Consider the following 26,498-nt stretch of genomic DNA (forward strand, 5'->3'; position numbering starts at 1 on the left):
CTTTGACATGCCGGCGGCGGGTCGCTATGATTCGCCCCGTTCACACGATTCCTCTGTAGTTCAGTCGGTAGAACGGCGGACTGTTAATCCGTATGTCACTGGTTCGAGTCCAGTCAGAGGAGCCATATTAGAGACGCCCGCTTAAGGAAACTTAAGCGGGCGTTTTGCCGTTGGGTTTTTTAGGTACGGGCCGATGAACGGGCCTTGGCTTCTCTGCCGAACCCCATGGCAGAGATAACGATTAGCCAAGGGTGCAGTATAAAGGCGTTGCGCTAATGCACCGGGTTGGCTTGACGGGACGAAAGAAATGTCATCGCTGCCGCACCAAGAAGTAATGCACCACTCAGCCCAAAAGAACTTTGCCATCCCAGGCGGTCAAAGACCCAACCTCCCGTGGTTGAACCGAGCGCAATCGAGAGCTGAATGACGGCGACCATCAGACCGCCGCCCGCCTCGGCATCCTCGGGCAGCGTCCGCGCTATCCATGTCCACCATCCCGTCGGCGCCGCGGTCGCAAGCATCCCCCACAGGCTTAATAGCGCGGCAACGGTCCAGGCGCTGTGCCCGGCCAGAAGCAACGCTCCGGCAATCGTGGCCATCAGCAAAGGGATCATAATCAGCGTCTGATAAAATCTGGCGTTCAGGAACTTCGTAATTATCAGTGTGCCAACAAAACCGGCTACGCCTATAGCGAGTAGAATTAAGGACAGGCCGGAGGCGTTTACTCGGGTCACCGTCTCCAGAAACGGTCGCACATAGGTAAATAATGCAAACTGCCCCATAAAGAATAATCCACAGGCGATCAGGCCGGTTGATACGCTGGAGAGTCTGAATAGACGAAGCACAGACCTGTGCGGCTTGCGTTCCCTGTCGATTTCCATCGTTGGCAGGCTGACGCATTGCCAAATGAACGCGGCTATCGCAAGAGGCACGAGACATAAAAAGGCCCCACGCCAACCTACGGTCGCCCCCAGATAGCTGCCAAGCGGCGCCGCCACGACGGTTGCGAGCGCGTTACCACCGTTAAAAATGGCCAAGGCGCGGGGTACCTGATGCTGTGGCACCAGACGAATGGCGGCTGCCGCCGACATTGACCAGAATCCACCGATGGTGATACCAATCAGGGCCCGCCCCACCATATAAACCGCATAGCTGGACGCCAGGAAGATAACCATTCCCGACACGGCCATCAGAAACGTCAGCCCCAGCAGAAGATATTTTCGATTCATATTTCCGGCAACCTGAGAGATTGTCAGGCTGGTCAACACCGCCAGCACGCCGGAGATGGCAATCCCCTGACCTGCCAACCCTTCCGTAACGTGCAAATCTCTGGCAATCGGCGTCAGCAGGCTGACCGGCAGAAATTCTGATGCGATCAGAATAAAAACGCAGAACGTCATAGCAAACACGCCGCCCCAGTGTGCGTGTGTTTTATTGCGTGATGTTTTATGACTCGGTGTGGGCATTATTATCTTCTCTGAATATCGCCCCGGCAGAACACAGGCGCGGCCGGGGCGGACGCTATTCATGGAATAACGACAAAACGTGGTTAGGAATGAGGTGCAATGTGACATATTCTGCGTCACATCAGACTGACTGAAGCCAGATTAAAGGCTACCTGCGAACGTCAGGCGGCTTTGCTGAAATTCCTGACTCAGAACCTATCTCAAGTGGGTTTTGAAAAACTGTTCAAATTTGGCAAACGGGATCTTACCGGCAACATTGTCGTAGAGATCCACATGGTTCGCCCCCGGGATAACCACCAATTCTTTCTCTTTGCTGCCGACGGCCTTAAAAGCGTCTTCGGCAAAATAGCGTGAGTGCGCTTTTTCACCGGTCACGATCAGCGCAGGAACGGTGATTTCTTTTGAATAGCTCAGCAACGGCATATTCATAAACGACAAAGGCATTGTCGCAGTCCATGCTCCGGTTGAGTTTACGGAACGTGCATGGAAACCACGCGGCATTCGATAATAATCAAAGAATTCTTTCAAAACCGGGTTGGGATTTGCGGGTAACGTTTCCGGCAGGATACGTTTGGAAGCGGTGACGTTGCCCTTGCCGTCGACATAAATATCATGGCCGCCGGGCGCGAAATCGCCGTTTTCTGCATCCTTCCAGCGCTGCTCGTTCAGATAGTGCAAGACGGCACGGCGATCGGCAGTTGAATACCTGTCTTTACCCTCGCCAACCCCATGCCCCATCGCACGGCTCATGTCATACATCACGCTGGTTGCAACCGCTTTGACGCGCGTATCCATAGCGGCGTCGTTTAACGCCATACCGCCCCAGCCGCAGATGCCGAGCAGCCCGATACGATTGCGATCCACCTCTTGTTGTAAACCCAGGAAATCAACCGCAGCGCTGAAATCCTCGGTGTTGATATCCGGAGAAGCGAGGTTACGCGGGTAGCCGCCGCTTTCACCCGTGTAGGAAGGATCGAATGCCAGCGTTACGAAACCCTTTTCAGCCAGCGTCTGCGCATACAGCCCGCTGGACTGTTCTTTGACAGCGCCAAAGGGGCCGCTAACGGCAACCGCCGCCAGCTTACGCTCACCGCGGTCTTTTGGAATGTAGAGATCGCCGACTAAGGTGATCCCGTAGCGGTTCCGAAAGGACACCTTGCGGTGATAGACTTTGCCGCTCTCGGCGAAGGTCTTGTCCCATGTTGCGACCATCGAAACGGGCGCGTTCGGACTCGTTGTTTCAGCATAACTCATGGTTGTCACTCCACTTAATGATGCGCTTAGCAGCATGGCAGGTATGGCGGCCGTCAGTTTTCTGGTGAAAGCTTTCATTATTCGTTCCCCTAAAACACCTTGTTGGCGCAGGTTTCATACGGACAACGCTGCCGTGCTTTGTTGCAATGCGCCCATTATAGTTAGCAGAAATAATGCTGATTAGAGGGAGTAAACTGCTAAGATTAATATCATATTGTTATAAATTGCGATGTGGCTGCGGGTTGATTTGGGAGGTGATACGGATGGCAAAACGGGAAAATTACAACGATCTTTACCTGTTTATGATGGTGGTGCAGGAAGGGAGTTTTACCGCCGCGGCGCAAAGGCTCGGGCTTGCTCAGTCCGGTATCAGCCGTTCCGTCCGCGAGCTTGAACAGCGGCTGGGTTTGCAACTCCTGGTTCGCACCACGCGCAAATTGTCTCTGACACAGGCAGGCGAGCAACTCTACAGAACGGTACAGTCAGGATTTGATGCTTTAGATACCGGGCTCGCCACCCTGGCCTATTATCGCCATACCCCATCCGGTACGGTACGCATCAATGCCAGCCAACACGCCATTGATAAAGTGCTGTTGCCGAAGCTGGCGATATTTCAACAACGCTATCCAGATATCAGGCTTGAACTCATCAGTGAGAGCCGGTTTGTCGATATTATTGCGGAACGGTTCGATGCTGGAGTGCGCCTGGGCCCGGAAGTGGGCAGTGGCATGGTCGCGGTGCGCATTACGCCCGACATGGAGATGGCTGTTGTCGGCACACCTCAGCATTTTCGTCGCTACGGCTTTCCGCAAACGCCGGCAGATTTAGTGGTGCATCCTTGCATCGCTTACCAGTTGGGTGACGGAAGCCTGTACGCATGGGAACTCAATGAGGACGGAAAAAAAATCACCCACCGGCCGCAGGGGCAGTGGGCCTTTGCCGACAGTTATATGGAGACAAAGGCCGCCAGGCTGGGTCTGGGGTTAGCCTATGTTCCCGAGGAGCTGGTTGCTGATGATTTAGCACGCGGCACGCTTATCAGGGTTCTGCAGCGTTACAGCTTACGCCTGGAAGGCTCATTCCTTTATTATCCTCATCGTAATGTTTCGCCCGCTTTGCGCGCCGTAATCGACGCATTGAGAACCTGAAAGAGTACGATGGCATACCTCCATCGCGGGAAATCAAGCACAGCTCAATGAAGATTGTCCGCTCCCGCCACACAGCCGAGGCAATCAGAATCGCCTCCCCCGCAGCTCGGCATTTTCCAGGCGGGCTGCCAACGCTCAAGGCAACGCATCACCCCTCATCCCGCTCGGCAATCCGGGCGATCAATGCCCCCAGCAGCGCCAGATCGGCCAGCAGCGCGAAGGCGAAGCAGAACCCGCTCACGCCCGGCGCGGCATAGGTTTGGATCAGCAAAGCCGCCGCCACTGTGGCCACGATGCTCGCGAGCGTCGTCAGCCTGACGATCGCGCTCAGCGCCCCCGCTTCCCCCGCCGCCGTGCGGTACGCCACGCCCAGCCCCAGGCCGCCGAGGGCGATGCCCGGCAGCAGGGCCGGCCAAGCGTGGCCGCCGAACAGCATCAGCAGCGTTGATAACCAGCCCGCCGCCGCCAGCAAAAAGCCGTAGCGGAGGGTTATCAGCGCGCGCCCGTTTTGCAGCGGCCGTAAGCAGGCCAGCGCCGCGCCGCCGATAAACGCCAGCGCCAATGCCGCCAGCAGCGTCAGGCCGGCGCCGATGCCCACTATGCTTTCCAACTTCAGCAGCAACGCGCCCGCCGCGACCGGCGCGCTGAGCGCGATGGCGCTGGCCGCCGCTCCCGAGTGTTCCAGCGCGCCCATCGCGCCGTTATTAACATATAGGCTCATCTTCAACTCCCGACATTTCGATAGGATGAAATAAATTCACCACCTGATTCATATGTCGGTAGCCTATCCCCTGTATAATGGGCAAGACAAACTCATAGTTTTCAGCATTAGATGAGAATAATTCAGCCATGAGAAAACCCCGTTTGCCGCCGCTGGGCGCGCTGCGCGCCTTTCACGCCGTGGCCGGTTGCCACAGCTTCAAACACGCCGCCGAGGAATTGGGCGTCAGCGCGACGGCGGTCAGCCACCAGATCAAACTGCTGGAATCGGTGCTGGAGTGCCGGGTCTGCGAACGCAGCGCGCAGGGCGTCAGCCTGACCGAGACCGGCGAAATTTTGTATGCCGGCACCCAGCGCGCCTTCGCCGCGCTGGAACAGTCCGTCGCCCAGCTCGCCCGCGCGCATCAGCCGCCGGCGCTGACCGTCACCACCACCTCCAACTTTCTCACCCACTGGCTGGTGCCGCGGCTGGCAGATTTCAAAACGGAGTTTCCGGCGATCGATCTGCGCTTGCACACCAGCGTCGAGCGGGTGGATCTCAGCCAGCGCACCGTGGATGTCGCCATCCGCTATCGCGAGACGCCGGAGACCGATCTGCACTGCACGCTGCTGCATGAGGATCGTTTTATCGTGGTGGCCAGCCCTGCGCTGGCGCTGGCCTGCGTCGAAGATTTACGCCGGGTGACGCTGTTTCACGTGGAACACCGGCAGGTGCCCGCCGACGCGCCAACCTGGGAAAACTGGCGGCGGCGCTACGGGCCGGAGGGATTGAAGGTGGACGCCGGGTTGACCTTCAGCGATGAGACCCATGCGCTGCAGGCGGCGGTGGCGGGCCAGGGGGTGGTGATCGCCAGCGAGCTGCTGGCGCGCGACCTGTTGCAGCGCGGCGTGCTGGCCGCGCCGTTCGAGATGTCGTTGCCCGGCGCCAACTACTATCTGGTCGCCACCGAAGAGACCGCGCAGCGCCCCGATATCATCGCCCTGCGCGAATGGCTGCTGCGGCAAATGACGGCGGGTTAAGCGGGCGCAGACAGGGCATTCTGGCCCGCCGGCGCCGTCAGGAAAGCGCGGCCACCTCGGCCAGCAGCGTCTCCGCAGCCAGCTTGCCTAAATGATTGGAGGCCAGCGGGCTGTCGCCGGTCAGCAGCCGCCGATCCTTATGCACCTTGCCGGTGATATCCGCATTGATGATTTTTACCCCCAGCTCGCGCAGGCGCTCGCCCACCAGCCAGGGCATCGGGCCGGGAATATAGCCGATGTCGAGATTGGCGCCGAGATCCAGCGCATCCGGGAACACGCACATTTCGTAACCGCGGAACAGGAAATCCTCCTTGCTCTCGCCGATCCCCGCCGCCAGCAAACCGGCCGGGCCGTGGCAAAGCGAAATCACGTAGCGATCGTTATCGTGCGCCCAGTACAGCGTTTTCTTAACGTCTTCGCTGAACGGAATGCCGTTAAGCGCGCCGTGGCCGCCGGGAATAAAGACGCCGATATAGTTGCCCGCATCCAGATCCTTCACCACATCAGACAGCTTTTTCGGCTGCTTGAGCTGATGACGATATTTTTCATAGGTGGCTTTAACCGCTTCATCCTCGCCGGGGAAGGCCCACATTTCCAGCTTCACCGGATCGCCCGAAGGCGTGGCGATGTCGATCTCAAAACCGGCCAGATCCATATGGTGCATCGGCAGCAGCATCTCAACCGGATGGTTGCCGGTGGAGAAGAACTTGCCGTTTTGCATCAGCAGATACCGTTCCTGCGAAGCTATCATCAACACCTTCCATTTCCCGCCCCGATAGGCATTGGGATAGCTGGCGCCGTCAAAATCGGTTTTGGACGAAGTGTACTGCGACAACGAGTAAGGTGATGGAAAGAAAGCGTTTTCTTCTGCTACGTCAGGGGTGGGATTACGATCTGCGGATTGTAAATCGGTCATGATTATCTCCTTTTTACGGTTTGCACTGCCGTTTCAGCTTAAGTAAGGCAAAGCGCGACCGCAATGAGAAATATCCCGTCACTCCGTCTATCAATCACATCTTATTGAATAGCCGGGAACTATCACAACATTCAACCATACCTATTTTATCTATCCGCCGCCGCTGACTAAGCTTATCCATGAGCCTTCCTTCGCCCTCTCGCGGTTAGGGAAACAAAACTCGATAGTAATCTGTTATTTAGCGCAACACCCGACGCGAGCATCACCCGCATGTCAAGCTAACGCTCCCGCGCGCAGCGCAAACGGCGGCGCAGAGAGCACACCTATGGAAGCAGAGAGCGCATTATGACAACTGAAAGCAAATGCCCATTTTCGGGCGGCGGTAACCAACCCACGCCACAGAACGGCCCTTCGAACCAGGACTGGTGGCCAAACCAACTCAGCCTGAAGCCGCTGCACCTGCACTCCCCCCTGTCCGACCCGATGGATAAAGATTTCAACTACGCCGACGCCTTCAACAGCCTCAACCTGGCCGCCGTCAAACAGGATCTGCACGCTCTGATGACCGATTCCCAGGAATGGTGGCCGGCGGACTTCGGCCACTACGGCGGCCTGTTCATCCGCATGGCCTGGCACAGCGCCGGCACCTACCGCATCGGCGACGGCCGCGGCGGCGCGGGCGAAGGCCAACAGCGCTTTGCGCCGCTCAACAGCTGGCCGGACAACGTCAGCCTCGACAAGGCGCGCCGCCTGCTGTGGCCGATCAAACAGAAATACGGCCGCAACATATCCTGGGCCGACCTGCTGGTGCTGACCGGCAACGTGGCGCTGGAATCGATGGGCTTCAAAACCTTCGGCTATGCCGGCGGCCGCGCCGACACCTGGGAACCGGACGACGTCTACTGGGGCTCGGAAAAAATTTGGCTGGAGCTGAGCGGCGGGCCGAACAGCCGCTACTCTGGCGACCGAGACCTTGAGAAGCCGCTGGCTGCGGTGCAGATGGGCCTGATCTACGTCAACCCGGAAGGCCCGGACGGCAACCCCGATCCGGTCGCCGCGGCGCGCGACATCCGCGAAACCTTCGCCCGCATGGCGATGAATGACGAAGAGACCGTGGCGCTGATCGCCGGCGGCCATACCTTCGGCAAGACCCACGGCGCCGGCCCGGCGAGCCACGTAGGCGCCGATCCTGAAAGCGCAGGGCTGGAGTCCCAGGGACTCGGCTGGCACAGCACCTTCGGCACCGGCGTGGGCAAGGACGCGATCACCAGCGGCCTTGAGGTCACCTGGACCACCACCCCGACCCGATGGAACCACGACTTCTTCAGGCACCTGTTCGAATACGAATGGGAGCTGACGCAAAGCCCGGCCGGCGCTCACCAGTGGGTGGCGAAGGACGTTGGCGAGACCATCCCCGACGCCTTCGATCCGAACAAAAAGCGCCGCCCGACCATGTTGACCACCGACCTGTCGCTGCGCTTCGACCCGGTTTACGAAAAAATTTCGCGCCGCTTCTACGAGCACCCCGAGGAGCTCGCCGACGCCTTCGCCCGCGCCTGGTTCAAGCTGACCCACCGCGATATGGGGCCGCGCGCCCGCTACCTCGGCCCGGAAGTGCCGGCGGAACAGCTGATTTGGCAAGATCCGGTGCCGGCGGTCAACCATCCGCTGATCGACCAGCAGGACATCGCCGCGCTGAAAAGCCAGGTGCTGGCCGCCGGTCTGCCGATCTCGGCGCTGGTTTCCACCGCCTGGGCTTCGGCCTCCAGCTTCCGCGGCTCCGACAAACGCGGCGGCGCCAACGGGGCCCGCATTCGCCTGGCACCGCAGAAAGACTGGGCGGTCAACCAACCGGCTCAGCTGGTGCAGACGCTGGGCACGCTGGAACGCATTCAGCGCGCCTTCAATGATGCCCAACCGGGTGACAAACGCGTCTCGCTGGCGGACCTGATCGTGCTGGCCGGCTGTGCGGGCGTGGAGCAAGCGGCGAAAAACGCCGGTCTCCAGCTGCAGGTGCCTTTCGCGCCGGGCCGCACCGACGCCAGCCAGGAGCAGACCGACGTCGAGTCCTTCGAGGCGATGGAACCGGCAGCCGACGGCTTCCGCAACTTCCTGAAGGGCAAATACCAGGTGCCGGCCGAGGTGCTGCTGGTGGACAAAGCGCAGCTGCTGACGCTGACCGCGCCGGAAATGACCGTACTGGTCGGCGGGCTGCGGGTGCTGGGCGCCAACGTCGGCGATGCCAAACACGGCGTCTTCACCGATCGGCCGCAGGCGCTGACCAACGACTTCTTCGCCAACCTGCTGGACATGGGCACCACCTGGCACCCGGTCGGCGATGACGGGATCTTCGAGGGGCGTGACCGCCACAGCGGCGCCGTCAAGTGGACCGGCACGCGCGTCGATCTGGTGTTCGGTTCGCACGCGCAGCTGCGCGCCCTGGCCGAAGTCTACGGCAGCGCAGACGCGCAGGAGAAGTTCGCGCACGACTTCGTCGCCGCCTGGAATAAGGTGATGAACCTCGATCGTTTCGATCTGGCGTAAGTTAACCTGCAGTAAAAAAGCCCGCCCCGGGCGACCCGGGCGGGCTTTTTCACGCTCCTTCCGTCGGAAACAACCTTTCGCTGAGAAAGTCGATAAACACCCGCAGCTTGGGCGCCAGATATTTACTCGACGGCCAGACGATGCGAAAGGCGCCCTGATGCTCGGTGTACTGCGCCAGCACCTGTTGCAGCGCGCCGCGCCGCAGCGGCTCCCGCACCATAAAATCCGGCAGGCAGGCGATCCCCAGACCGGCCTGCGCCACCTGGACCAACGCCTCGGTGGTATTGCAAATCATGGTCGCCGGCAGCTCCAGCGGTGCCTCATCCGGCAGGTGCCGCAGTGGCCAGGGTTCGAAACGCCCCGAACTCGGAAATTTATGCTGCAGGCAGGCGTGGTTCAACAAATCCTGCGGCGTCTGCGGCAGGCCGCGCCGCAGGAGATAATCGGGCGCCGCCACCAGCATCAGCCGGAAGCGGCCCAGCCTGCGCGACATCAGCCGCGAGTCGGCCGGTTCACCGGTGCGCACCACCGCGTCAAACCCTTCTTCGACGATATCAACCAGGCGATCGGTAAAATCCACGTCCAGCGCAATGTCCGGATAATGATGCATAAAATCCGTCAGCACCGGCAGCATCAGCCCGCTCACCAACGGCAGGCTGATGCGCAGCTTGCCGCGCGGCGCCGCCCGGCTGTCGGCCAGCTCCAGCTCTGCCGCAGCGATCTCCGCCAGAATGCGCCGGCAACGTTCGAGAAACTGCGCCCCCTCCGCCGTCAACGTAATGCTGCGGGTGCTGCGGTGGAACAACCGCACCCCGAGGCGCTGTTCCATGCGCGCCACGCTTTTGCCCATTGCCGAGGATGAAACGCCCAACAGCCGCCCGGCGGCGGAAAAACTGCGGGTTTCCGCCACCAGCACGAAGGCCTGAATGCCGCTGAGACTGTCCATAAGCTTCTCCGCTGATATTGGACATTTTTGTCCGCTATATATGGAAATTTAGCCTATTTTTCTTTTCTGCGTGAAGGCCTACCTTAATGACAACGCCGCTGGGCGGCTCTTCCTCTGACAGGCAGACAATGACCATGACGCAAATCACCTCCACCGCAGACCGCACCTCCCTTCGCGAATGGCTACAGCTGCTGGCCGCCTGCCTGACCGGCATTCTCATCCCGCTGAGCTTCACCGGCCCGGCGGTGGTGCTGCCCTCGATTGGCCATGCGCTGGGCGGCAGCGCTGCGCAGCTGAGCTGGGTGGTCAACGGTTACATCCTGACCTACGGCAGCGCCATGATGGCCGCCGGCAGCCTGACCGATATCTATGGGCGGAAAAGAGTCTGGCTGTTGGGGCTGGCGGCCTTCGCCGCCGTCACCCTGATTATCCCCTATGCCCCTTCCGTTATCGGCATCGATGCGCTGCGGCTGGTCCAGGGATTGGCGGGCGCCGCCGCCTTCGCCGGCGCCATGTCGTCGCTGGCGCAAAGCTTCCACGGCCCGTTGCGCACCCGGGTATTCAGCCTGTTGGGCACCACCTTCGGCATCGGGCTGGCGTTCGGCCCGTTGGCCGCCGGCTGGCTGGCGGATGCTCTCAGCTGGCGCTGGGTTTTCATCGCCACCGCCCTGATCGCCTTGCTGGGCGTGGCGCTGGTGTTGCGGCATGCCGACGAATCCCGCGATCCGCACGCGGCAGGCCTCGACTGGCCAGGCGCCGCCGCGTTCACCGCTGCGCTGGCGCTGTTCACCTACGCCATTTTGCTGGCACCTGAGCATGGCTGGAGCAATGCCGCCGTTCTGGCGCCATTGCTGGCGTCGCTGGCGGTCTTCATTGCCTTCGTGTTTATCGAAAAACGCGTGGCGCGCCCGATGCTCGATTTGTCGCTATTCAGCAGCCCGCGTTTTATCGGGGTGCAGGTGCTCGCCGCGTCGCCGGCCTTCTTCTTCGTCATTCTGATCGTGATGCTGCCGGGCCGCTTTATCGGCATAGACGGCCTGAGCGCCCTGGCCGCCGGCAAAAGCATGATCGCCCTGGCGGCGCCGCTGCTGGTAGTGCCCTTTGTAGCGGCGCTGCTGGCGCGGCACATCACCGCAGGTGCGCTCTCCGCCCTGGGGTTATTGCTGGTTGCCGCGGGCCTGGCCTGGCTGGCCGGGGAATTGCCGCAGGGCGCCTCCGGCCTGATGGCGCCAATGGCGTTGATCGGCGTCGGAATAGGCCTGCCCTGGGGCTTGATGGACGGCATGGCGGTCAGCGTGGTGGAGAAGCAGCGCGCAGGCATGGCGACCGGCATTTTCAACGCGGTGCGCGTTTCCGCCGACGGCATCGCCATCGCCATCGTCGGCGCACTGCTGGCGACCTTGATCCAGGGAGGGTTGCAGAATGCCTTGCACGGCGGCATTGACCCGCAACGGCTGGCGGAGGCAGCCAGCCGCGCGGCGCTCGGCGATATCGAGACGCTGCCCGGCCAGCGCGCCTTGATGCTGCAGAACTATAACGACGCCTTGCGCACGCTGCTGTATAGCCTGTCGGCCGCCAGCGTGGCGACGGCGCTGCTGGTGTTCGCCCTGCTCGGGCGACAGCATGCCCAGGGGGCGGAGTGATCCTGCCGAACCTTCCAGCGGCATAACCGGCTTCAGCCGCGGGTCGCCGCAAGCTCTTCCGCAAGCAGGGCCACCAGCTGCGCCGCCGGCATCGGCCGCCCCAGCGCCACGCCCTGCCCGGCCCATAACGACATAAACTCCGCTCGCCCCGCTTTTGCCGCCGCCTGGCGAATGTCGCCGGTCAGGGCATTTTGCACCGGGTAAGGCAGGATTTGCTGTTCGAAAGGACGCATCCGCTCCATAAACTCGTTGACGATGCCGCGCGCCGGCCGGCCGCTGAACGTCCGCGTCAGGCGCGTGCTGTCATCGCCGGCGGTGCGTAACGCCGTGCGCCACGCTTCGGCGATGCCCGATTCCGGGCTGCAGAGGAAGGCGGTGCCCAGCTGCGCCGCCTGCGCGCCGAGCAGCATTGCGGCCGCGATGCCGCGCCCGTCCATGATGCCGCCGGCGGCGATCGCCGGGATCTTCACCGCCGCCGCCACCTGCGGGATCAACGCCAGCAGGCCAACCGAAGACTGTTCGACATCGCCGAGGAAGGTTGGCCGATGGCCACCGGCTTCCGAGCCGGATACGCAAACAAAATCGGCGCCCGCCTCTTCCCAGGCTCTGGCTTCCGCCACCGTGGTGGCGGTGCCGATGACCCGCGAGCCGGCTTTTTTGAACTGCGCGACCGTTTCACGCGGCAGCACGCCAAAGGTAAAGCTGACCACCGGCGGGGCGGCCTCCAGCAGCGCCGCGATCTGATCGCGGTTGTTTTCGGCGAACCTGGCCGGAATTTCCGGCTCGCTCAGCCCCAGCGCTTCGCGGAACGGCCGCAGCAGGTGCTGGGCGCGCTTCAGCTCAGCGATTTCCGGGTGCTGTTCATCGAGGAGAAACAGATTGATATTGAACGGCGCGGCGGTCTGCGCGCGGATCTGCTGCACCCGTTCGAGGATCGTCGCCGGTGAAAACAGCGCCGCCGCGCACGAACCCAGCGCCCCGGCGTTGCTGACCGCCACCGCCAAATCCGGCGGCGAAGCGCCGTTCATCGGCCCCTGAACAATCGGATAGCGCAACCCGAGCTCATGGGCAAAAGCAGAAGGTGCCGTCATCAATGTTTCTCCCTGTGCTTGATACGTTCGTCTTCACGGCGGGCACGCCGCCGAACCGACCAAAAGCATAGCACCTTCTCATCGGCTCACCGTGCAGTTAATGCTTCGCCTGCCGCCGATCCAGCGACAGGAAGTGGTGCACCACGGGTTGATCCGGACCGATATGGAAGCGCAGCGCCTCCTGCTGCAGATCGGCGTCGGCGTGCGACACCCGCTGATGCTGCCGCAGGTGCTCCGCCCAGGACTCCACCAGGAACCACTCCATCACCCGCTCCGGATCGCCGGTGTGCTCGGTAATGCCCCAGGCGTAGGCGCCGTCGCGGCGGCGCGCCCGCTCCAGCATCAGCAGCGTGCGTAAAAACGCCGGCCGATCCTGTTCGCGGATGCGGTATTCCACCTGGATCATCACCGGGCCGCGATCGTGCTCGATCGGAGTGTTGAGCAGCGGCTCGGGCCAGTGGTTCGACGGCTGCAGATCGGCCTCGCCCTGCGGCAGGCGCAGGCGGTGAAACGCCAACCCCGCCGCCAGCAGGCCGGCGCCGCCCGCCAGCAAGGTGGCGGCGACGCCAATTTGCTGCGCGACCAGCCCCCACAGCAGGCTGCCGGCGGCCATCGCGCCGTTGAACACCATCAGATAAATCGCCAGGCCGCGCCCGCGTACCCAGTTGGGCAATATCCCCTGCGCCGCCCCGTTCAATGAGGTCAGGGCGATAATCCAGCCGCCGCCCAGCGCCAGCAACAGCAACACCGCCACCCACTGAGGCGGCGCCAGCGACAACGCCGCCATCACCGCCGCGGTGATCACCGCCGCCAGCAGCACCAAACCATCGGCGTTCAACCGTTGGCGCAAGCGCGGCAGCAGCACCGCCCCGAGGATCGCCCCGGCGCCGACCGCCCCTAACAGAATGCCGTAAAATCCGGCGCTGCCGCCCAGCATCTGGCGCGCCACCAGCGGCAACAATGCCCACACCGAGCTGGAGAAGGCGAAGAATACCGCCGCCCGCAGCAAGACCACGTGCAGTTCGCGGCTGGCGCGGGCATAGCGGATACCGGCGCGGAAAGCGCCGAAAAAGTGCTCGGACAGGCCGCTGTCTTCCACCTTCGGCCGTTTCCACCACAGCAGCGCCGCCACCACCAGCACATAGCTCATGACGTCCGCGCCATAGGCCGCGCCGGCGCCAAAGCTGGCCAACAGCAGCCCACCCGCCGCCGGGCCGATGGCGCGGGCAATGTTGATGCCCAGCGAATTCAGCGCCACCGCATTGCGCAAATCGGCGCGCGGCACCAGCTCCGGCACGATCGATTGCCAGGTCGGCCCCATCAGCGCCGCGCCGATGCCGCCGACGAAGGTCAGCGCCAACAGGTATTCCACCGTCAGCGCGCCGCTTTGCGACAGCAGCAACAGGCTGCCGCTGACGCAGGCCAGCAGGATCTGCACAAAAATCAGGAAACGCCGGCGATCGAGGATATCCGACAGCACCCCGGCCGGGATCGCCAGCAGGAATACCGGCAGCGTGGCGGCGGTCTGCATCAGCGCCACCGCCGAGGGGTTGGCCGAAAGATCGGTGATCAGCCAGGAGCTGGCGACATCGCGCATAAAGCTGCCGACGTTACCCAGCACCGTAGCGCCCCACAAGACGGCGAATACCGGTATCTTCAAGGGCGCAAAACCGCCCGCTCGGCTCTCAGCCTGTTGCGCCATGCGCCCTCTCCTTCAGATCGTTAACGCCCACCAGCAACAGCGCGCCGGCCAGGCCAATATGTTCAAAAAAACCGTTCATCGCGCCTGCGCGCTCCGCCCCATCCAGCAACCAGAACGGGTTGGCCATCAGCGTCGCCGCCAGCGTAAAGCCGGCCAGCGCAAACGCGCCGAGCCAGCGGTGGAAACCGCTCAGGATCAACGCCGACGCTCCCAGCTCCAGCGCCGTTACCAGGGCGGCGAACAGCGGCGCCGGCCGCAGGCCGAAGTGAACCATTTCCGCCACCGCGCCGTCGAAGTCCAGCGCCTTGACCAGGCCGCCCTGCAGATAAGCGGCGCAGACCGCCAGCAACAGCAGCCAACGCACTGCGGGAACGTTGAGGCGCGCCAATAACCAGATTGTCATCATCGCCCCCTTAGAACGGCGCATTTTGAATAAACGCCAGCAGATCGGCGTTGAAGCGATCGGGATCGCGCTGCGCCAGGCCGTGCGATCCGCCCGGATACACCCTCAGCTCCGCCTGTCTCAACAGCTTAGCGGCTTTCTGCGCAGAAGCGGCAAGGGGCACGATTTGGTCGGCGTCGCCGTGCACCAACAGCGTCGGTGTGTCGACGGCCAACAGATCCGCCGTGTAATCAACCTCGGAGAATTCGCGCACGCAGTCATACAGCCCCTTGATGCCGCCCTGCATCCCCATCAGCCAGAAGCCGTCTATCAGCCCGGCGTTGCTTTCGATCTCGTCGCAGGTAAAGCCGTAGAACGGCACCGCCAGATCGCGGAAGAACTGCGAGCGATTGCCCGCCGTGCCGCTGCGAATGCCGTCGAAGGCGGCCATCGGCAGCCCTTCCGGGTTGGCCGAGGTTTGCAGCATCAGCGGCGGCACCGCCCCCACCAGCACCAGCTTCGCCACCCTGGCGCTGCCGTGCCGCCCGATGTAGCGCACCGCTTCGCCACCGCCGGTAGAGTGGCCGACCAGGATCAAATCGCGCAGATCCAGCGCTTCAATCAGCGCCGCCAAATCGTCCGCATACTGGTCCATCGTGTTGCCGTCCCAGGTTTGGTCCGAACGGCCGTGGCCGCGGCGATCCGCTGCGATCACGCGGAATCCGCTTTGGCCGAAAAACAACATCTGGTTGTCCCAGGCGTCGGCGGAAAGCGGCCAACCGTGGGAGAACAGGATCGGTTGGCCACGGCCCCAATCCTTATAGAAAATGCGCGCGCCGTCTTGCATGGTGATAGTGCTCATGGTGTTTCCCCCGATCGGTATCGAATAGGACCTGCTCCGGGTAACAGTAAGACAGGGGCAAAAGCAGTGATAACGGAATAATTTTCGGATGATCGCGAATTTTTTTGCTGGAGATGCCGGCGCTGCCGCCGGCGGAGGGATCAGATGTTTTCCAGGTCGATGCCGCGCGTCTTCGGGCCGAACAGCCCGATCACCAGCATCACGATCAGCATGCTGGCGACGATGAAGGCGATCACCCCCTGCGAGCCGCCGTACTGCAGGATAATGCCGATGATGATGCTGCTGAACACCGTCGACAGGCGGCTGAACGAGTAACAGAACCCCACGGCGCGGGCGCGGATGTAGGTCGGGAACACCTCGGACTGATAGGAGTGGTAGCTGTAGGTCAGCCAGGCGTTGGACCAGGTGATGAAGAAACCGCACAGAATCAGCCACAGCGGATTATTTTGCAGCGCAAACAGCGAACCGAAAATCACCGTCACCAGGCAAGACAGAACGATCTGCCACTTGTTCTCCATCCTGTCGGCATAGCGGCTGCACAGCAGCGAACCGAGCGGGTACGCCAGCGTAATGAAAAAGGCGTACAGCAGGCTGTGGGTGACGGAAGCGCCCTTGCCGGACAGCAGCGCCGGCAGCCAGTTGCCGAAACCGAAGAAGCCGATGGCCTGAAAAAAGTTCATCACCACCAGCATCAGCGTGCGGCCGCGATAACGCGGCGACCAGATATCCTTAAAACTCCCCTGCCGCGGCGGCAACTCCGCCTCGGCGGTGCGCCCTGGCGGAAGCTCCGCCGCTTCGGTCACGCCGCAGCGCCGTTCCATCTCCAGCATTACCCGCCGCGCCTGCGCATAACGCCGCTGCTGCACCAGCCAGCGCGGCGATTCCGGCAGCCCCTTGCGCACCAGCCAGATCACCAGCGAAGCCGCTGCGCCGGCAATCACCACGTAGCGCCAGCCGCTCAGCCCGAGAATAGTTTGCGGCACCAGCCACCAGGACATCAGCGCCACCGCCGGCACCGACAGAAACTGAATGAAAAACGAGAAAGCGAAAGCCCGGGTGCGCAGATGCGCGGGCACCCACTCCGTGAGGTAAGTGTCGATGGTCACCAGCTCAATGCCGAGGCCCACGCCCACTAAAAAGCGCAGGAAGATCACCCACTCCGCCTGCTGCTGGAACGCCAACAGCAGCGAGAACGCGCCGTACCAGGCCAGAGCGAACATGAAGGTGGTGCGGCGGCCGAAGCGATCGGCATAGGGGCTGAGCAGGCTGGCGCCGATAAACAGGCCAAGAAAGGTGGCGGAGGCGAAGGCCGCCTGGTCCGACACGCCGAACACCCCCTGCGCGCCGATATGGAAAATGCCGTCGGCGATCAGGCCGGTGCTGATATAGCCGGTTTGAAACAGATCGTAGAGTTCGAAAAAGCCCCCCAGCGCCAGCAGGGCGATAAAACGCCACAGGCCGGCCGAGGCGGGCAAGGCATCGATTCTTGCCGATAAATCCCTTTCATGGATCGGCGCCGCCGCTACAGAATCACTCACCGTTAACCTCGCATTAACATATTTGATAACTTTCTATGCTAGCGATCCGACGGCGGAGTTAAATTTTTAATTAGCAGACTATGAAAAAAAGTTAAGCATAAAAAACTGCAGCAGACTGTTTTACAGCAAAAAAATTTAGCGGCTGTGCTGCTGTTGCAGCCGCCCGCTGCGATAAAAATTGAGCAGGCACCAGCCGAGGGCGATCAGCGCCAACGGCGCGCCGACGAAGCCGATGTTGCCCATGCCCAGATGCAGGCTGACCTGGTTGCCCAGCAGCGCGCCGCCGCCAATGCCGAAGTTGTACAGCCCGGAGTAGATCGACATCGCCACGTCGGTAGCGTCCGGCGCCAGGCTCAGCACCCTGGCCTGCATCGACAGACCGATAGCCATGATCGCCATGCCCCAGACGATGCACAGCAGCGTCAGGTGGTTTTCATCGCCGGAGGCCGGCAGCAGCAGCAACAGGCTCAGCGCCAGCAGCGCGATGGCGCCGATAAAGAAGCCCGACGGAAAGCGTTCGCTGAAGCGGCTGAACAACAGGCTGCCGACGATGCCGGCGGCGCCGAACAGCAGCAGCATCAGGGTGGTGAAGTTCTCCGACAGTCCGGCCACGGTTTGGATAAACGGCTCGATGTAGCTGTAGGCGGTGAAGTGCGCCGTAATCACGATGATGGTCAGCATATACAGGCTGACCAGCGCCGGGCGTTTGAACAGCATCGGCACGCTGGACAACGAGCCGGAATGCTCGCTTTTCAACACCGGCAGCAGGCGCCACAGCAGCACCAGCGCCAGGGTGGCGCATACCGCGATGCCGATAAAGGTCATGCGCCAGCCGAGGATCTGGCCAACGACGCGCCCCAACGGCAGGCCGAGCACCATCGCCAGCGCGGTGCCGCCGGCCAGCAGGCTCAGCGCCTGCGCTTTTTTGCCCGCCGGCGCCACGCGGATCGCCAGCGAGGCGGTGATCGACCAGAACACCGAGTGAGCCAGCGCCACGCCGGCGCGGGAAATCACCAGCGTGGTGAAGTTCCAGGCCACTGCGGTCAGCACGTGGCTGGCGATGAACAGGATAAATACCCCGATCAGCAGCCTGCGGCGCTCGATCTTGCTGGTCAGCAGCATGCACACCAGCGAGGCGGCGGCGACGATCCAGGCGTAAATGGTGATGATCAGCCCGACCTGCTCGGTTTGCATCGAGAAGCTGGCGGCGATGTCGCTCAGTAAACCGACCGGAATGAACTCGGTGGTATTAAAGATAAAGGCCGAGACGGCAAGAATGACCACCCGCAACCAGGCGGTTGAACGGGAGACGTTGGCTTGTTCCATATGGCAGGGATCCGGCAGGTGCGAGCAGTAGCGATATTTTAACCAACTGGCGGGATAAATGCGATAAGCGTCACATTTTTATTGCGCGTTTTTTTCGGCGCGCGCTTCCCCGGTGTTCGGCGCATTTCCCGGCTGCCTGCTGTGGAGATATTGTGCTAATCTCTTGAAGCGTACCGATTTTCTTTTCGCCATGCCGCGCATTCCCCGCCTCTGCCGGAGCGCGGCGCAGCATAGGCGAAAATTGCTCAACTGGCGTTTCTCAATGCGAGGTCACTATGTCGGCTATTTATGATTGGTCCGTGCTTGCTTTGCGTAACGTTTACGATCGCCGCATTCAGGGGACGCCGGTGCTGGACTGCGCCGCATTGTTCCCGGACGCGCAGCGCTTTACCGCACACTGGCGGCAGATCCGCGACGAAGCGCTGGCCGTCGCCCATGACCTGCATAATATCCCGCGTTTTCACGAGATCATGAGCGAACAGGCGTCGATCTCCGCCAATGACGCGCGCGACTGGCGCATGTTCATCATGCAAGCCTACGGCCAACCCATCCCCCGCAACCTGGCGCGCTGCCCGACGCTGGCCGGCATCATCGCCGCTTCACCGGACGTGCTGTCCGCTTCGCTCTCCTTCCTGGCACCCGGCAAACAGGTGCCGGCGCACCGCGGCCCGTTCCGCGGCATTTTGCGCGGCTATCTGGTGCTGGACATGCCCAAACGCGAAGACGGTTCGCCCGCTGCGGTGCTGAAGGTCGACGGGCGGGAATATCGGCTGCGCGAGGGCGAGTTCATGCTGTGGGACGATACCTTCGAACACGAGGTGTGGAACGACAGCGAGCAGGTGCGCACCGTGCTGCTGCTGGACGTTCGCCGCCGCGATTTGCCCGGCGGGCTGCGGCTGCTTTCCCGCGCCATCATCGCGCTGGTGCGGTTGAACGTGCGCTGGATCCAGCGCACGTTCTAGGCGGTTATCCGCCGCCCAGATAGGCCTTTCTCACCTCCTGATTGCTCAGCAGCTCTTCGCCGCTGCCGCTCAGGCGGATCTGGCCGTTGACCATCACGTAACCGCGATCCGACAGCTTCAGCGCATGGTTGGCGTTCTGCTCCACCAGGAACAGCGTCATGCCGCTGCGGGTCAGCTCGCGCAACACGCCGAAGATCTGTTTGACGATGATCGGCGCCAACCCGAGGCTGGGTTCGTCCAGCAGCAGCAGTTTGGGCCGGCTCATCAGCGCCCGGGCGATCGCCAGCATCTGCTGTTCGCCGCCGGACATGGTCATCGCCCGCTGGTTGCGCCGCTCCTTCAGCCGTGGAAACAGCTCGAACATCCGCTGCAGATCCTCCTGCACATAGCGATTGCCGACGGTAATGGTGCCCATCAGCAGGTTTTCCTCCACGCTCATGTCCGGGAAGATGCGCCGCCCCTCCGGCGCCTGCGCAATGCCGCTGCTGGCGACGAAATGGGTGGAACGGCGGCTGATGTCTTCGCCGCGAAACAGGATCTGCCCGCCGCTGATGCGCGGCTGGCCGAAGATCGACATCAGCAGCGTGGATTTGCCCGCGCCGTTGGCGCCGATCAGCGCCACCGTCTCCCCTTCGTTCACCTGCAGCGACACCTGCCGCAGCGCCTGGATCGGGCCGTAAAACACGTCGACATTGCGAAATTCCAGCATCGCTTCACTCATCCCGCCAGCTCCTCTTCGTCCGCGCCAAGGTAGGCGGCTATCACCGCATCGTTATGCTGGATTTCCTTCGGCGTGCCGCGCGCGATCACGTCGCCGTGATCGAGCACGATCACCCGATCGGAGATCTCCATCACCATCCCCATGTCATGCTCAATCAGCAGCACCGTGATGCCGTGATGCTGGCGCAAAAAGCGGATAATGCGGCTCAGCGTGGCCGTTTCCACCGGATTGAGCCCGGCGGCCGGTTCGTCGAGGCAGATCATCTCCGGCGTGGTGCACATGGCTCGGGCGATCTCCAGCCGGCGCTGCTGGCCGTAGGACATCTCCCCCGCCAAGCGGTTGGCGCAGTCCACCAGATCCACCACCTCCAGCCAGTAAAAGGCGCGGTCCAGCGCCTCGTTTTCGGCCTTGCGGTAGCCCGGGGTATTCAGCACCCCGGCAATCAGGTTGCGGTTGCTCAGCATGTGCTGCGCCACCAGCAGGTTCTCCACCACTGACATCTCGCGGAACAGCCGGATGTTTTGGAAGGTGCGCGCCAGGCCGGCGCGGTTGACCAGGTGGGTGCCGCCGAACATTTTGTAGTAAAGGCGCGAGCCCAGCCGCTTTGGGTTGATCCAGTCGCCGGCGCGGAATTTTTGCCCCAGCACCTGGATAACGTCGGTCGGCCGCTTGTGGGTATTCAGCAAAATGGCGCCGCCGCTGGCGCGGTAAAAGCCGGTCAGGCAGTTGAATACCGTGGTTTTGCCGGCGCCGTTGGGGCCGATCAAGGCGGTGATGGAGCCGCGCTCCACCTCCAGATTAACGTCGTTCAGCGCCTTGATGCCGCCGAAGCGCATCATCAAATGTTCCACCCGCAGGATAGCGTCGCTCATGGCGCCACCCCCTTGCGGGCGGCAAAGCTGGCGCGGCTGATGCGCACCAGCCCGCGCGGCCGCCAGATCATCATCACCACCATCAACACGCCAAACAGCAACACCCGGTATTCGGCGAAGCTGCGCAGCAACTCGGGCGCCACCGTGAGCACGAAGGCCGCCAGCACCACGCCGATGGTCGACCCCATGCCGCCCAGCACCACGATCGCCAGGATCAGCGCCGATTCGAAGAAGGTGAACGAGGTCGGGTTAACGAACCCCTGATAGGTGGCGAAAAACACCCCGGCCAGCCCGGCGGTAGAGGCGCCCATCATAAAGGCCGACAGTTTCACCAGCACGTGGTTCAGGCCCAGAGAGCGGCAGGCGATTTCGTCTTCGCGCAGCGCTTCCCAGGCGCGGCCGATCGGCATGCGCGTCAGCCGGTGCTTGATGTACAGCACCAGCAGCACCACCAGAAACAGCACCGCATAGATAAAGATGAACTTGAGGTTGGGGTTATAGCCGATGCCGAGGAACTCGTGGATCGGCACCCCGCCGTCTTTGGCTCGCCGGCCAAACTCCAGGCCGAAAATGGTCGGCGAAGGCACCGAAACGCCGTTGGGGCCGCCGGTCAGCGACATCCAGTTGTTCAGCACCAGCCGGATGATTTCGCCAAAGCCCAGCGTCACTATGGCCAGATAATCGCCGTGCATGCGCAGCACCGGGAAGCCCAGCAACGCGCCCGCCAGCGCCGCCATCAGCGCCCCCAGCGGCAGCATCGCCCAAAACCCCAGCCCCAGATACTGGTAGCCCAGCGCCAGCCCGTAGGCGCCGATGGCGTAAAACGCCACGTAACCCAGATCCAGCAGCCCCGCCAGCCCAACCACGATATTCAGCCCCAGCCCAAGCAGCACGTAGATCAGACCGAGGATCGCCACCGTCAGCAGGTATTTGGTGGCGATGAAGGGAAACAGCAGCGCTATCGCCACCATCAGCGGGATCACCCAACGCATACGGGATTGGTAGCCCAGCGGCCGCACGTACACGCCGTCGTTACCGCCGTCGAAACGCGCCAGCACCTTGCGCCCTGGGGCGGTTTGCAGGAACAGGCTGAGCAGCAGCCGCCCGGCCATCACCGCCGCGATAATCCACACCAGCCGGTGCGGCTCGAAGTTGAAGCTGTAGCCGTTCAGCACGATGCCGACGATCGGCCCGAACACGATCAGGGCGATAAGCCCCGCCAGCACGGCGTCCAGCAGGCTGCGTTTAACGTCCAGCCCGGTATTGATCAGGGTTTGCGACATGATTTTCTCCCTCACACCTTGGCGACCAACGGCCGGCCGAGCAGGCCCTGAGGGCGGAATATCAGGATCGCCACCAGCAGCCCGAAGGAGAATACATCTTTGTAATCCGAGTTCACCATGCCGGCGAACTGCGCCTCGGCCACGCCCAGCAGCAGCCCGCCGAGCATCGCGCCAGGCAGCGAACCGATGCCCCCCAGCACTGCCGCAGTGAAGGCCTTGATGCCGATGATAAAGCCGACGTAAAAATCGAAGGTGCCGTAGTTCATGGTGATCAACACCCCGGCCAGCCCGGCCATGGCGGCGCCGATCACGAACACCAGCGAGATCACCCGATCGGTATTGATGCCCAAAATCGACGCCATCTTGCGGTCCTGCTGGGTGGCGCGGCAGATGCGCCCCAGCCGGGTGCGCTGGATGATGTAGGTGAGGATCGCCATGCCCAGCAGCGAAGCCACCAGGATAAACACCTTGGTATAGGTGATTTGCACCACGCCGCCGTCGAACTCGACGCGGAACACGCCGCTCAGCAGCGTCGGGATCCCCTGCTGGCGCGGCCCCTGGCTGATTTGCGCGTAGTTTTGCAAAATAAGCGACATGCCGATGGCCGAGATCAGCGGCGCCAGGCGGGTGGAGTTGCGCAGCGGTTTATAAGCGATGCGCTCGATCACCCAACCGTAAACGCCGGTAATGACGATGGTGAACACCAGCGTGCCGAGGATCAGCAGCGGGAACGAGTGCAGCCCGAAGAAAGAGAGCAGCGCCAGGCCGATGGCGCACAGGTAGGCGGAGATCATGTACACCTCGCCGTGGGCGAAGTTAATCATGCCGATGATGCCATAGACCATGGTGTAGCCGATGGCGATCAGGCCATACACCGCGCCAAGGGTCAGGCCGTTGATCATCTGTTGCAGAAAGAAAACGTCCATAATGAGCAGTCTCGCCTGGTGAGGCCGCAAACGAAATCCGACGCGGCCCAAAGGAAGTATCGGAACGGATCCGCCCAATGCGCGGATCCGCTTTTAGTCCATCTCGGCGCATTGCAAACGCTGCAGCCTGAAAGACGCAGGAAAAGGTTAGAGTTGGTGGTATTTGCCTTTGTCATCCCATTGATAGACTACGTAATCCGACACCTTCAGGTCGCCTTTTTTGTCCCAGGCTTTCTTGCCCATCACCGTATCCACGTCGTGCGACTTCAGCCATTCGCTGGCCTTGGCGCTGTCTTTGCCGCCGGTGGCGCTGAAGGCGGCGGCGATCGCCTGGATCGACGCGTAGGAGTACAGGGTATAGCCTTCCGGCTCGAAACCGCTGGCGCGGAATTTGGCGATTACCGCCTTACCGTCCGGGATCACGCGCGGGTCGTTGCCGAAGGTCATCAGCACGCCGTTGGTGTACTGCGGGCCGCCGGCGGCGGTGACCAGTTCTTCGGTTACGATGCAGTCGCCGGAGAAGAATTTGGCGGTAACTCCCTGCTCACGCATCTGGCGCACCAGCGGCCCGGCTTCCGGGTGGCAGCCGCCGAAGTACACTACGTCCGGCTTGACCGAGGCGATTTTGGTGACCAGCGCGTTGAAGTCTTTCTCGCCGCGCGACAGCCCCTCATACAGCACCTCTTTCACCCCGCGCTTGTTCATCGCCGCTTTGGCGGCGTCCGCCAGCCCCTGGCCATAGGTGTCTTTGTCGTGGATCACCGCGATGCGCTTGGCCTTTAGCGTATCCAGCATGTAGTTGGTGGCGATCACCCCTTGCTGGTCGTCGCGGCCGCACATGCGGAACATGTTGGTCATACCGCGCTCGGTGATCTGCGGGTTGGTGGAGCCGGGGGTGATGGCGATGATGCCGGCCTCGTCATACACCTCGGAGGCGGGCATGGTGGAAGACGAGCAGAAGTGTCCCACCACCGCCGCGACCTTGTCCTGATCGACCAAACGGTTGGCGACCGCCACCGCCTGTTTCGGTTCGCAGGCGTCGTCGCCCTGCACCAGTTTGATTTTTTCCCCTTTAATCCCGCCGGCGGCGTTGATGTCCGCCGCCGCCTGCGAAGCGCCGCGCCAGTACTGATCGCCATAGGTGGCGTTCGGCCCGGAGAACGGCCCGGCGACGCCGATAACGATATCGGCCTGGGCAGTGAAAGCGGTTCCTAAACAACCGATAAGCAGAGCAGCGAGCGGACTTTTAATCAATTTTGATGACATTGTTTTTTCCTCAGCACTGTTTTGATACCCCAGATATCTGGAGCGGCTTCAAGCATGACGGGGACAGCGGAACGCCCGGGGGCGCAGAGCGCGTCACTTTATGTGTAGACGGCGAAAATAATTTGCGTGAGAGCGCAGTCGCATTACCCAAAATTAAGTAAGCAAAAATCCAGCCATTGTGACGGCCAATACATATTTTTTGCTTATTCATCGTACATATAAATTACCGAACCCGGGCGATGCGCCGCCGTGCAGGGGATTATCGACGGTGCGGGAGGTGTAGCGGTAGGCGGGGAAACAGGCGGGAAATACGTGGGCGCACCATAAAGGTGCAGCGCCGGGTGCAAAGAGTTTGCCGGCAAAACCATCGCATAAGCGCGATGAGTGCCGAAAAACAGCGCAAGATGCTCATTCTGGCAGCAAACGCGCTTTTTTCACGGTTTAGCGCTTTGACAAAGCCCGGCGACGCCGCTATTATTCGCCCCGTTCACACGATTCCTCTGTAGTTCAGTCGGTAGAACGGCGGACTGTTAATCCGTATGTCACTGGTTCGAGTCCAGTCAGAGGAGCCATATTAGAAAAGCCCGCTTAAGGAAACTTAAGCGGGCTTTTTGCTTTTGAGGTTTTGAGCTGCGCTAAACTCCCGGTGGATTGCCGGTGTGGATCCCTTGGGGCGGCGCCTTCTGCAACTGCGCCGCTCCTGGCCGCGCGCCTCATCATGAATATCGTTCATGTTCAATGAAATTAAATCACTTTTCCTCAATCAATGACTCAGGCATAACATGTGCATAGCTATTAACAATAGATAATATAAAGCCTGCTAAATGAGAAAACCAGAAAAGAAATTTGGAAATCCTGAATAGCAAGCAATAAAACCAGATTTTATATCAGAATTTAGGATACCAAATTACGATGAATAATAAATTCAAATTTACTATTAACAGCATTTCTTTCGACGAGAATTATAACCCCTCCGAAAGCACGCGCATCACGACCAACTTTGCCAATTTGGCTAGAGGCGAAAAGCGCCGTGAGAACTTGCGCAACGCCCTGGTGATGATTGACAATCGTTTCAATGCGCTGGCGCATTGGGATAACCCCAAAGGAGATCGTTACGCCGTCGAACTTGAAATTGTGACCGCCGAATTGAATATTGATGCTGAAGACAAACGCGGCATCTTTCCCGTGATTGAAATATTGAAAACCCATATCCTTGATAAAAAAACCAACGAACGCACTGCAGGCATTGTAGGGAATAACTTCTCCTCTTACGTGCGAGATTATGATTTCAGCGTATTGCTGTCAGAGCACAACAGGAATCAATCCGGGTTTAGCACACCAGATAACTTTGGCGCTTTGCATGGGAACATATTCAAGTACTTTGTCAACTCAGAGGCATACAGAGCGAACTTTAATAAGCCGCCTGTGATATGCCTGAGTGTTTCAAGTAAAAACACCTATTATCGGACAGGCAATGAGCACCCGGTATTGGGTATCGAATATCAGCAAGACGAACCTTCGCTGACCGATGAATACTTCAATAAAATGGGGTTGCAGGCTCGCTACTTTATGCCAAAAAACAGCGTTGCGCCTTTGGCCTTTTATTTTAATGGCGACTTGCTCAGCGACTACACTAATCTGGAACTTATTGGCACCATCAGCACGATGGAGACTTTCCAAAAGATTTACCGGCCTGAAATTTACAATGCTAATTCTGCAGCAGGAAATTGCTATCAGCCAAGCCTGAATCAACAGGATTATTCTTTAACTCGAATTGTTTATGATCGAGAAGAACGCAGCCATTTAGCTATTGAGCAGGGGAAGTTTACTGAAGAGAACTTTATTAAACCCTACCAAAGCATTCTTGAACAGTGGTCTGCTAATTGCGTTCTTTGATTAAAAAAATACAG

At 60.9% G+C, this 26,498-nt stretch carries 22 protein-coding genes and 2 tRNA genes; 8 read left to right on the forward strand and 16 right to left on the reverse strand.

Features of this window, described 5'->3' with window-relative positions:
- The first annotated feature begins 49 nt into the window (after positions 1-49).
- Positions 50-125: transfer RNA gene (locus KHA73_RS15765), tRNA-Asn, on the forward strand.
- A gap of 147 nt (positions 126-272) precedes the next feature.
- Here the strand turns inward: KHA73_RS15765 and KHA73_RS15770 are convergent.
- Together KHA73_RS15770 and KHA73_RS15775 are read right to left on the reverse strand one after the other, a co-directional pair.
- Positions 273-1,466: an MFS transporter gene (locus KHA73_RS15770; protein ID WP_234585315.1), complete on the reverse strand. Its 1,194-nt coding sequence runs from the start codon at positions 1,464-1,466 to the stop codon at positions 273-275.
- Between the two features lie 195 nt (positions 1,467-1,661).
- Positions 1,662-2,798, reverse strand: coding sequence for an alpha/beta hydrolase (locus tag KHA73_RS15775; RefSeq protein ID WP_234585316.1), 1,137 nt, complete (start codon positions 2,796-2,798; stop codon positions 1,662-1,664).
- Positions 2,799-2,983: 185 nt separating this feature from the next.
- On the opposite strand from KHA73_RS15775, the gene KHA73_RS15780 reads away from it, so the two are divergent.
- Complete coding sequence (locus tag KHA73_RS15780) at positions 2,984-3,868, forward strand: LysR family transcriptional regulator (protein WP_234585317.1); 885 nt, start codon at positions 2,984-2,986, stop codon at positions 3,866-3,868.
- Between the two features lie 148 nt (positions 3,869-4,016).
- Here the strand turns inward: KHA73_RS15780 and KHA73_RS15785 are convergent, their stop codons facing one another.
- Positions 4,017-4,589, reverse strand: a complete 573-nt coding sequence (locus KHA73_RS15785) for a hypothetical protein (protein WP_234585319.1) — start codon at positions 4,587-4,589, stop codon at positions 4,017-4,019.
- A 128-nt stretch (positions 4,590-4,717) separates the two neighbouring features.
- Here KHA73_RS15785 and KHA73_RS15790 point away from each other — a divergent pair, with 128 nt between their 5' ends.
- Complete coding sequence (locus KHA73_RS15790) at positions 4,718-5,608, forward strand: LysR substrate-binding domain-containing protein (RefSeq protein WP_234585320.1); 891 nt, start codon at positions 4,718-4,720, stop codon at positions 5,606-5,608.
- A 37-nt stretch (positions 5,609-5,645) separates the two neighbouring features.
- Here KHA73_RS15790 and hchA read toward each other — a convergent pair whose 3' ends face one another.
- Positions 5,646-6,524: a glyoxalase III HchA gene (hchA, locus tag KHA73_RS15795; protein WP_234585321.1), complete on the reverse strand. Its 879-nt coding sequence runs from the start codon at positions 6,522-6,524 to the stop codon at positions 5,646-5,648.
- Positions 6,525-6,869: 345 nt separating this feature from the next.
- Here hchA and katG point away from each other — a divergent pair, with 345 nt between their 5' ends.
- Positions 6,870-9,068 (forward strand): catalase/peroxidase HPI, encoded by a 2,199-nt coding sequence (katG, locus tag KHA73_RS15800; RefSeq protein WP_234585322.1) that lies wholly within the window; start codon positions 6,870-6,872, stop codon positions 9,066-9,068.
- 49 nt (positions 9,069-9,117) lie between these two features.
- Here the strand turns inward: katG and KHA73_RS15805 are convergent, their stop codons facing one another.
- Positions 9,118-10,014, reverse strand: a complete 897-nt coding sequence (locus KHA73_RS15805; protein ID WP_234585323.1) for a LysR family transcriptional regulator — start codon at positions 10,012-10,014, stop codon at positions 9,118-9,120.
- 134 nt (positions 10,015-10,148) lie between these two features.
- Between KHA73_RS15805 and KHA73_RS15810 the strand changes: the two genes are divergently transcribed.
- Entirely contained in the window at positions 10,149-11,657 is a 1,509-nt protein-coding gene (locus tag KHA73_RS15810) for an MFS transporter (protein WP_234591300.1), read from the forward strand.
- A gap of 32 nt (positions 11,658-11,689) precedes the next feature.
- On the opposite strand, the gene KHA73_RS15815 is transcribed toward KHA73_RS15810, so the two are convergent.
- The 6 genes from KHA73_RS15815 to KHA73_RS15840 all read right to left on the reverse strand — a co-directional run bounded on the left by KHA73_RS15815 (position 11,690) and on the right by KHA73_RS15840 (position 18,558).
- Positions 11,690-12,748, reverse strand: a complete 1,059-nt coding sequence (locus tag KHA73_RS15815; RefSeq protein WP_234585324.1) for an NAD(P)H-dependent flavin oxidoreductase — start codon at positions 12,746-12,748, stop codon at positions 11,690-11,692.
- A 97-nt stretch (positions 12,749-12,845) separates the two neighbouring features.
- Positions 12,846-14,450: an MFS transporter gene (locus tag KHA73_RS15820; protein WP_234585325.1), complete on the reverse strand. Its 1,605-nt coding sequence runs from the start codon at positions 14,448-14,450 to the stop codon at positions 12,846-12,848.
- Positions 14,434-14,853 (reverse strand): DoxX family protein, encoded by a 420-nt coding sequence (locus KHA73_RS15825; protein ID WP_234585326.1) that lies wholly within the window; start codon positions 14,851-14,853, stop codon positions 14,434-14,436. Before KHA73_RS15825 ends, KHA73_RS15820 begins: the two co-directional genes overlap by 17 nt.
- Positions 14,854-14,863: 10 nt before the next feature.
- Positions 14,864-15,694: an alpha/beta fold hydrolase gene (locus KHA73_RS15830; protein WP_234585327.1), complete on the reverse strand. Its 831-nt coding sequence runs from the start codon at positions 15,692-15,694 to the stop codon at positions 14,864-14,866.
- 140 nt (positions 15,695-15,834) lie between these two features.
- Positions 15,835-17,232, reverse strand: coding sequence for an MFS transporter (locus tag KHA73_RS15835; RefSeq protein ID WP_234585328.1), 1,398 nt, complete (start codon positions 17,230-17,232; stop codon positions 15,835-15,837).
- Positions 17,233-17,367: 135 nt separating this feature from the next.
- Positions 17,368-18,558: a sugar transporter gene (locus tag KHA73_RS15840; protein ID WP_234585329.1), complete on the reverse strand. Its 1,191-nt coding sequence runs from the start codon at positions 18,556-18,558 to the stop codon at positions 17,368-17,370.
- Between the two features lie 275 nt (positions 18,559-18,833).
- On the opposite strand from KHA73_RS15840, the gene KHA73_RS15845 reads away from it, so the two are divergent.
- A complete protein-coding gene (locus tag KHA73_RS15845; protein ID WP_234585330.1) occupies positions 18,834-19,520 on the forward strand; it encodes an aspartyl/asparaginyl beta-hydroxylase domain-containing protein in 687 nt (228 codons plus the stop codon).
- Positions 19,521-19,524: 4 nt separating this feature from the next.
- On the opposite strand, the gene KHA73_RS15850 is transcribed toward KHA73_RS15845, so the two are convergent.
- The 5 genes from KHA73_RS15850 to KHA73_RS15870 all read right to left on the reverse strand — a co-directional run bounded on the left by KHA73_RS15850 (position 19,525) and on the right by KHA73_RS15870 (position 24,588).
- Positions 19,525-20,241, reverse strand: coding sequence for an ABC transporter ATP-binding protein (locus KHA73_RS15850; RefSeq protein ID WP_234585331.1), 717 nt, complete (start codon positions 20,239-20,241; stop codon positions 19,525-19,527).
- The gene (locus tag KHA73_RS15855; protein WP_234585332.1) at positions 20,238-21,113 is read right to left on the reverse strand and encodes an ABC transporter ATP-binding protein; all 876 of its coding nucleotides are present in this window, start codon (positions 21,111-21,113) and stop codon (positions 20,238-20,240) included. Before KHA73_RS15855 ends, KHA73_RS15850 begins: the two co-directional genes overlap by 4 nt.
- Complete coding sequence (gene livM, locus KHA73_RS15860) at positions 21,110-22,396, reverse strand: high-affinity branched-chain amino acid ABC transporter permease LivM (protein WP_234585333.1); 1,287 nt, start codon at positions 22,394-22,396, stop codon at positions 21,110-21,112. The genes KHA73_RS15855 and livM overlap by 4 nt, the downstream gene beginning before the upstream one ends.
- Before the next feature lie 11 nt (positions 22,397-22,407).
- On the reverse strand, positions 22,408-23,322 hold the full coding sequence (locus KHA73_RS15865) for an ABC transporter permease subunit (RefSeq protein WP_234585334.1): 915 nt from the start codon (positions 23,320-23,322) through the stop codon (positions 22,408-22,410).
- Between the two features lie 147 nt (positions 23,323-23,469).
- Positions 23,470-24,588 (reverse strand): branched-chain amino acid ABC transporter substrate-binding protein, encoded by a 1,119-nt coding sequence (locus KHA73_RS15870; RefSeq protein WP_234585335.1) that lies wholly within the window; start codon positions 24,586-24,588, stop codon positions 23,470-23,472.
- A 496-nt stretch (positions 24,589-25,084) separates the two neighbouring features.
- On the opposite strand from KHA73_RS15870, the gene KHA73_RS15875 reads away from it, so the two are divergent.
- Together KHA73_RS15875 and KHA73_RS15880 are read left to right on the forward strand one after the other, a co-directional pair.
- Positions 25,085-25,160: transfer RNA gene (locus KHA73_RS15875), tRNA-Asn, on the forward strand.
- 340 nt (positions 25,161-25,500) lie between these two features.
- Entirely contained in the window at positions 25,501-26,484 is a 984-nt protein-coding gene (locus KHA73_RS15880; protein WP_234585336.1) for a DUF1852 domain-containing protein, read from the forward strand.
- Positions 26,485-26,498: the final 14 nt, after the last annotated feature.

Origin of the sequence: Serratia entomophila, assembly GCF_021462285.1 — a bacterium.
GTDB classification, from domain to species: Bacteria; Pseudomonadota; Gammaproteobacteria; order Enterobacterales; family Enterobacteriaceae; genus Serratia; species Serratia entomophila.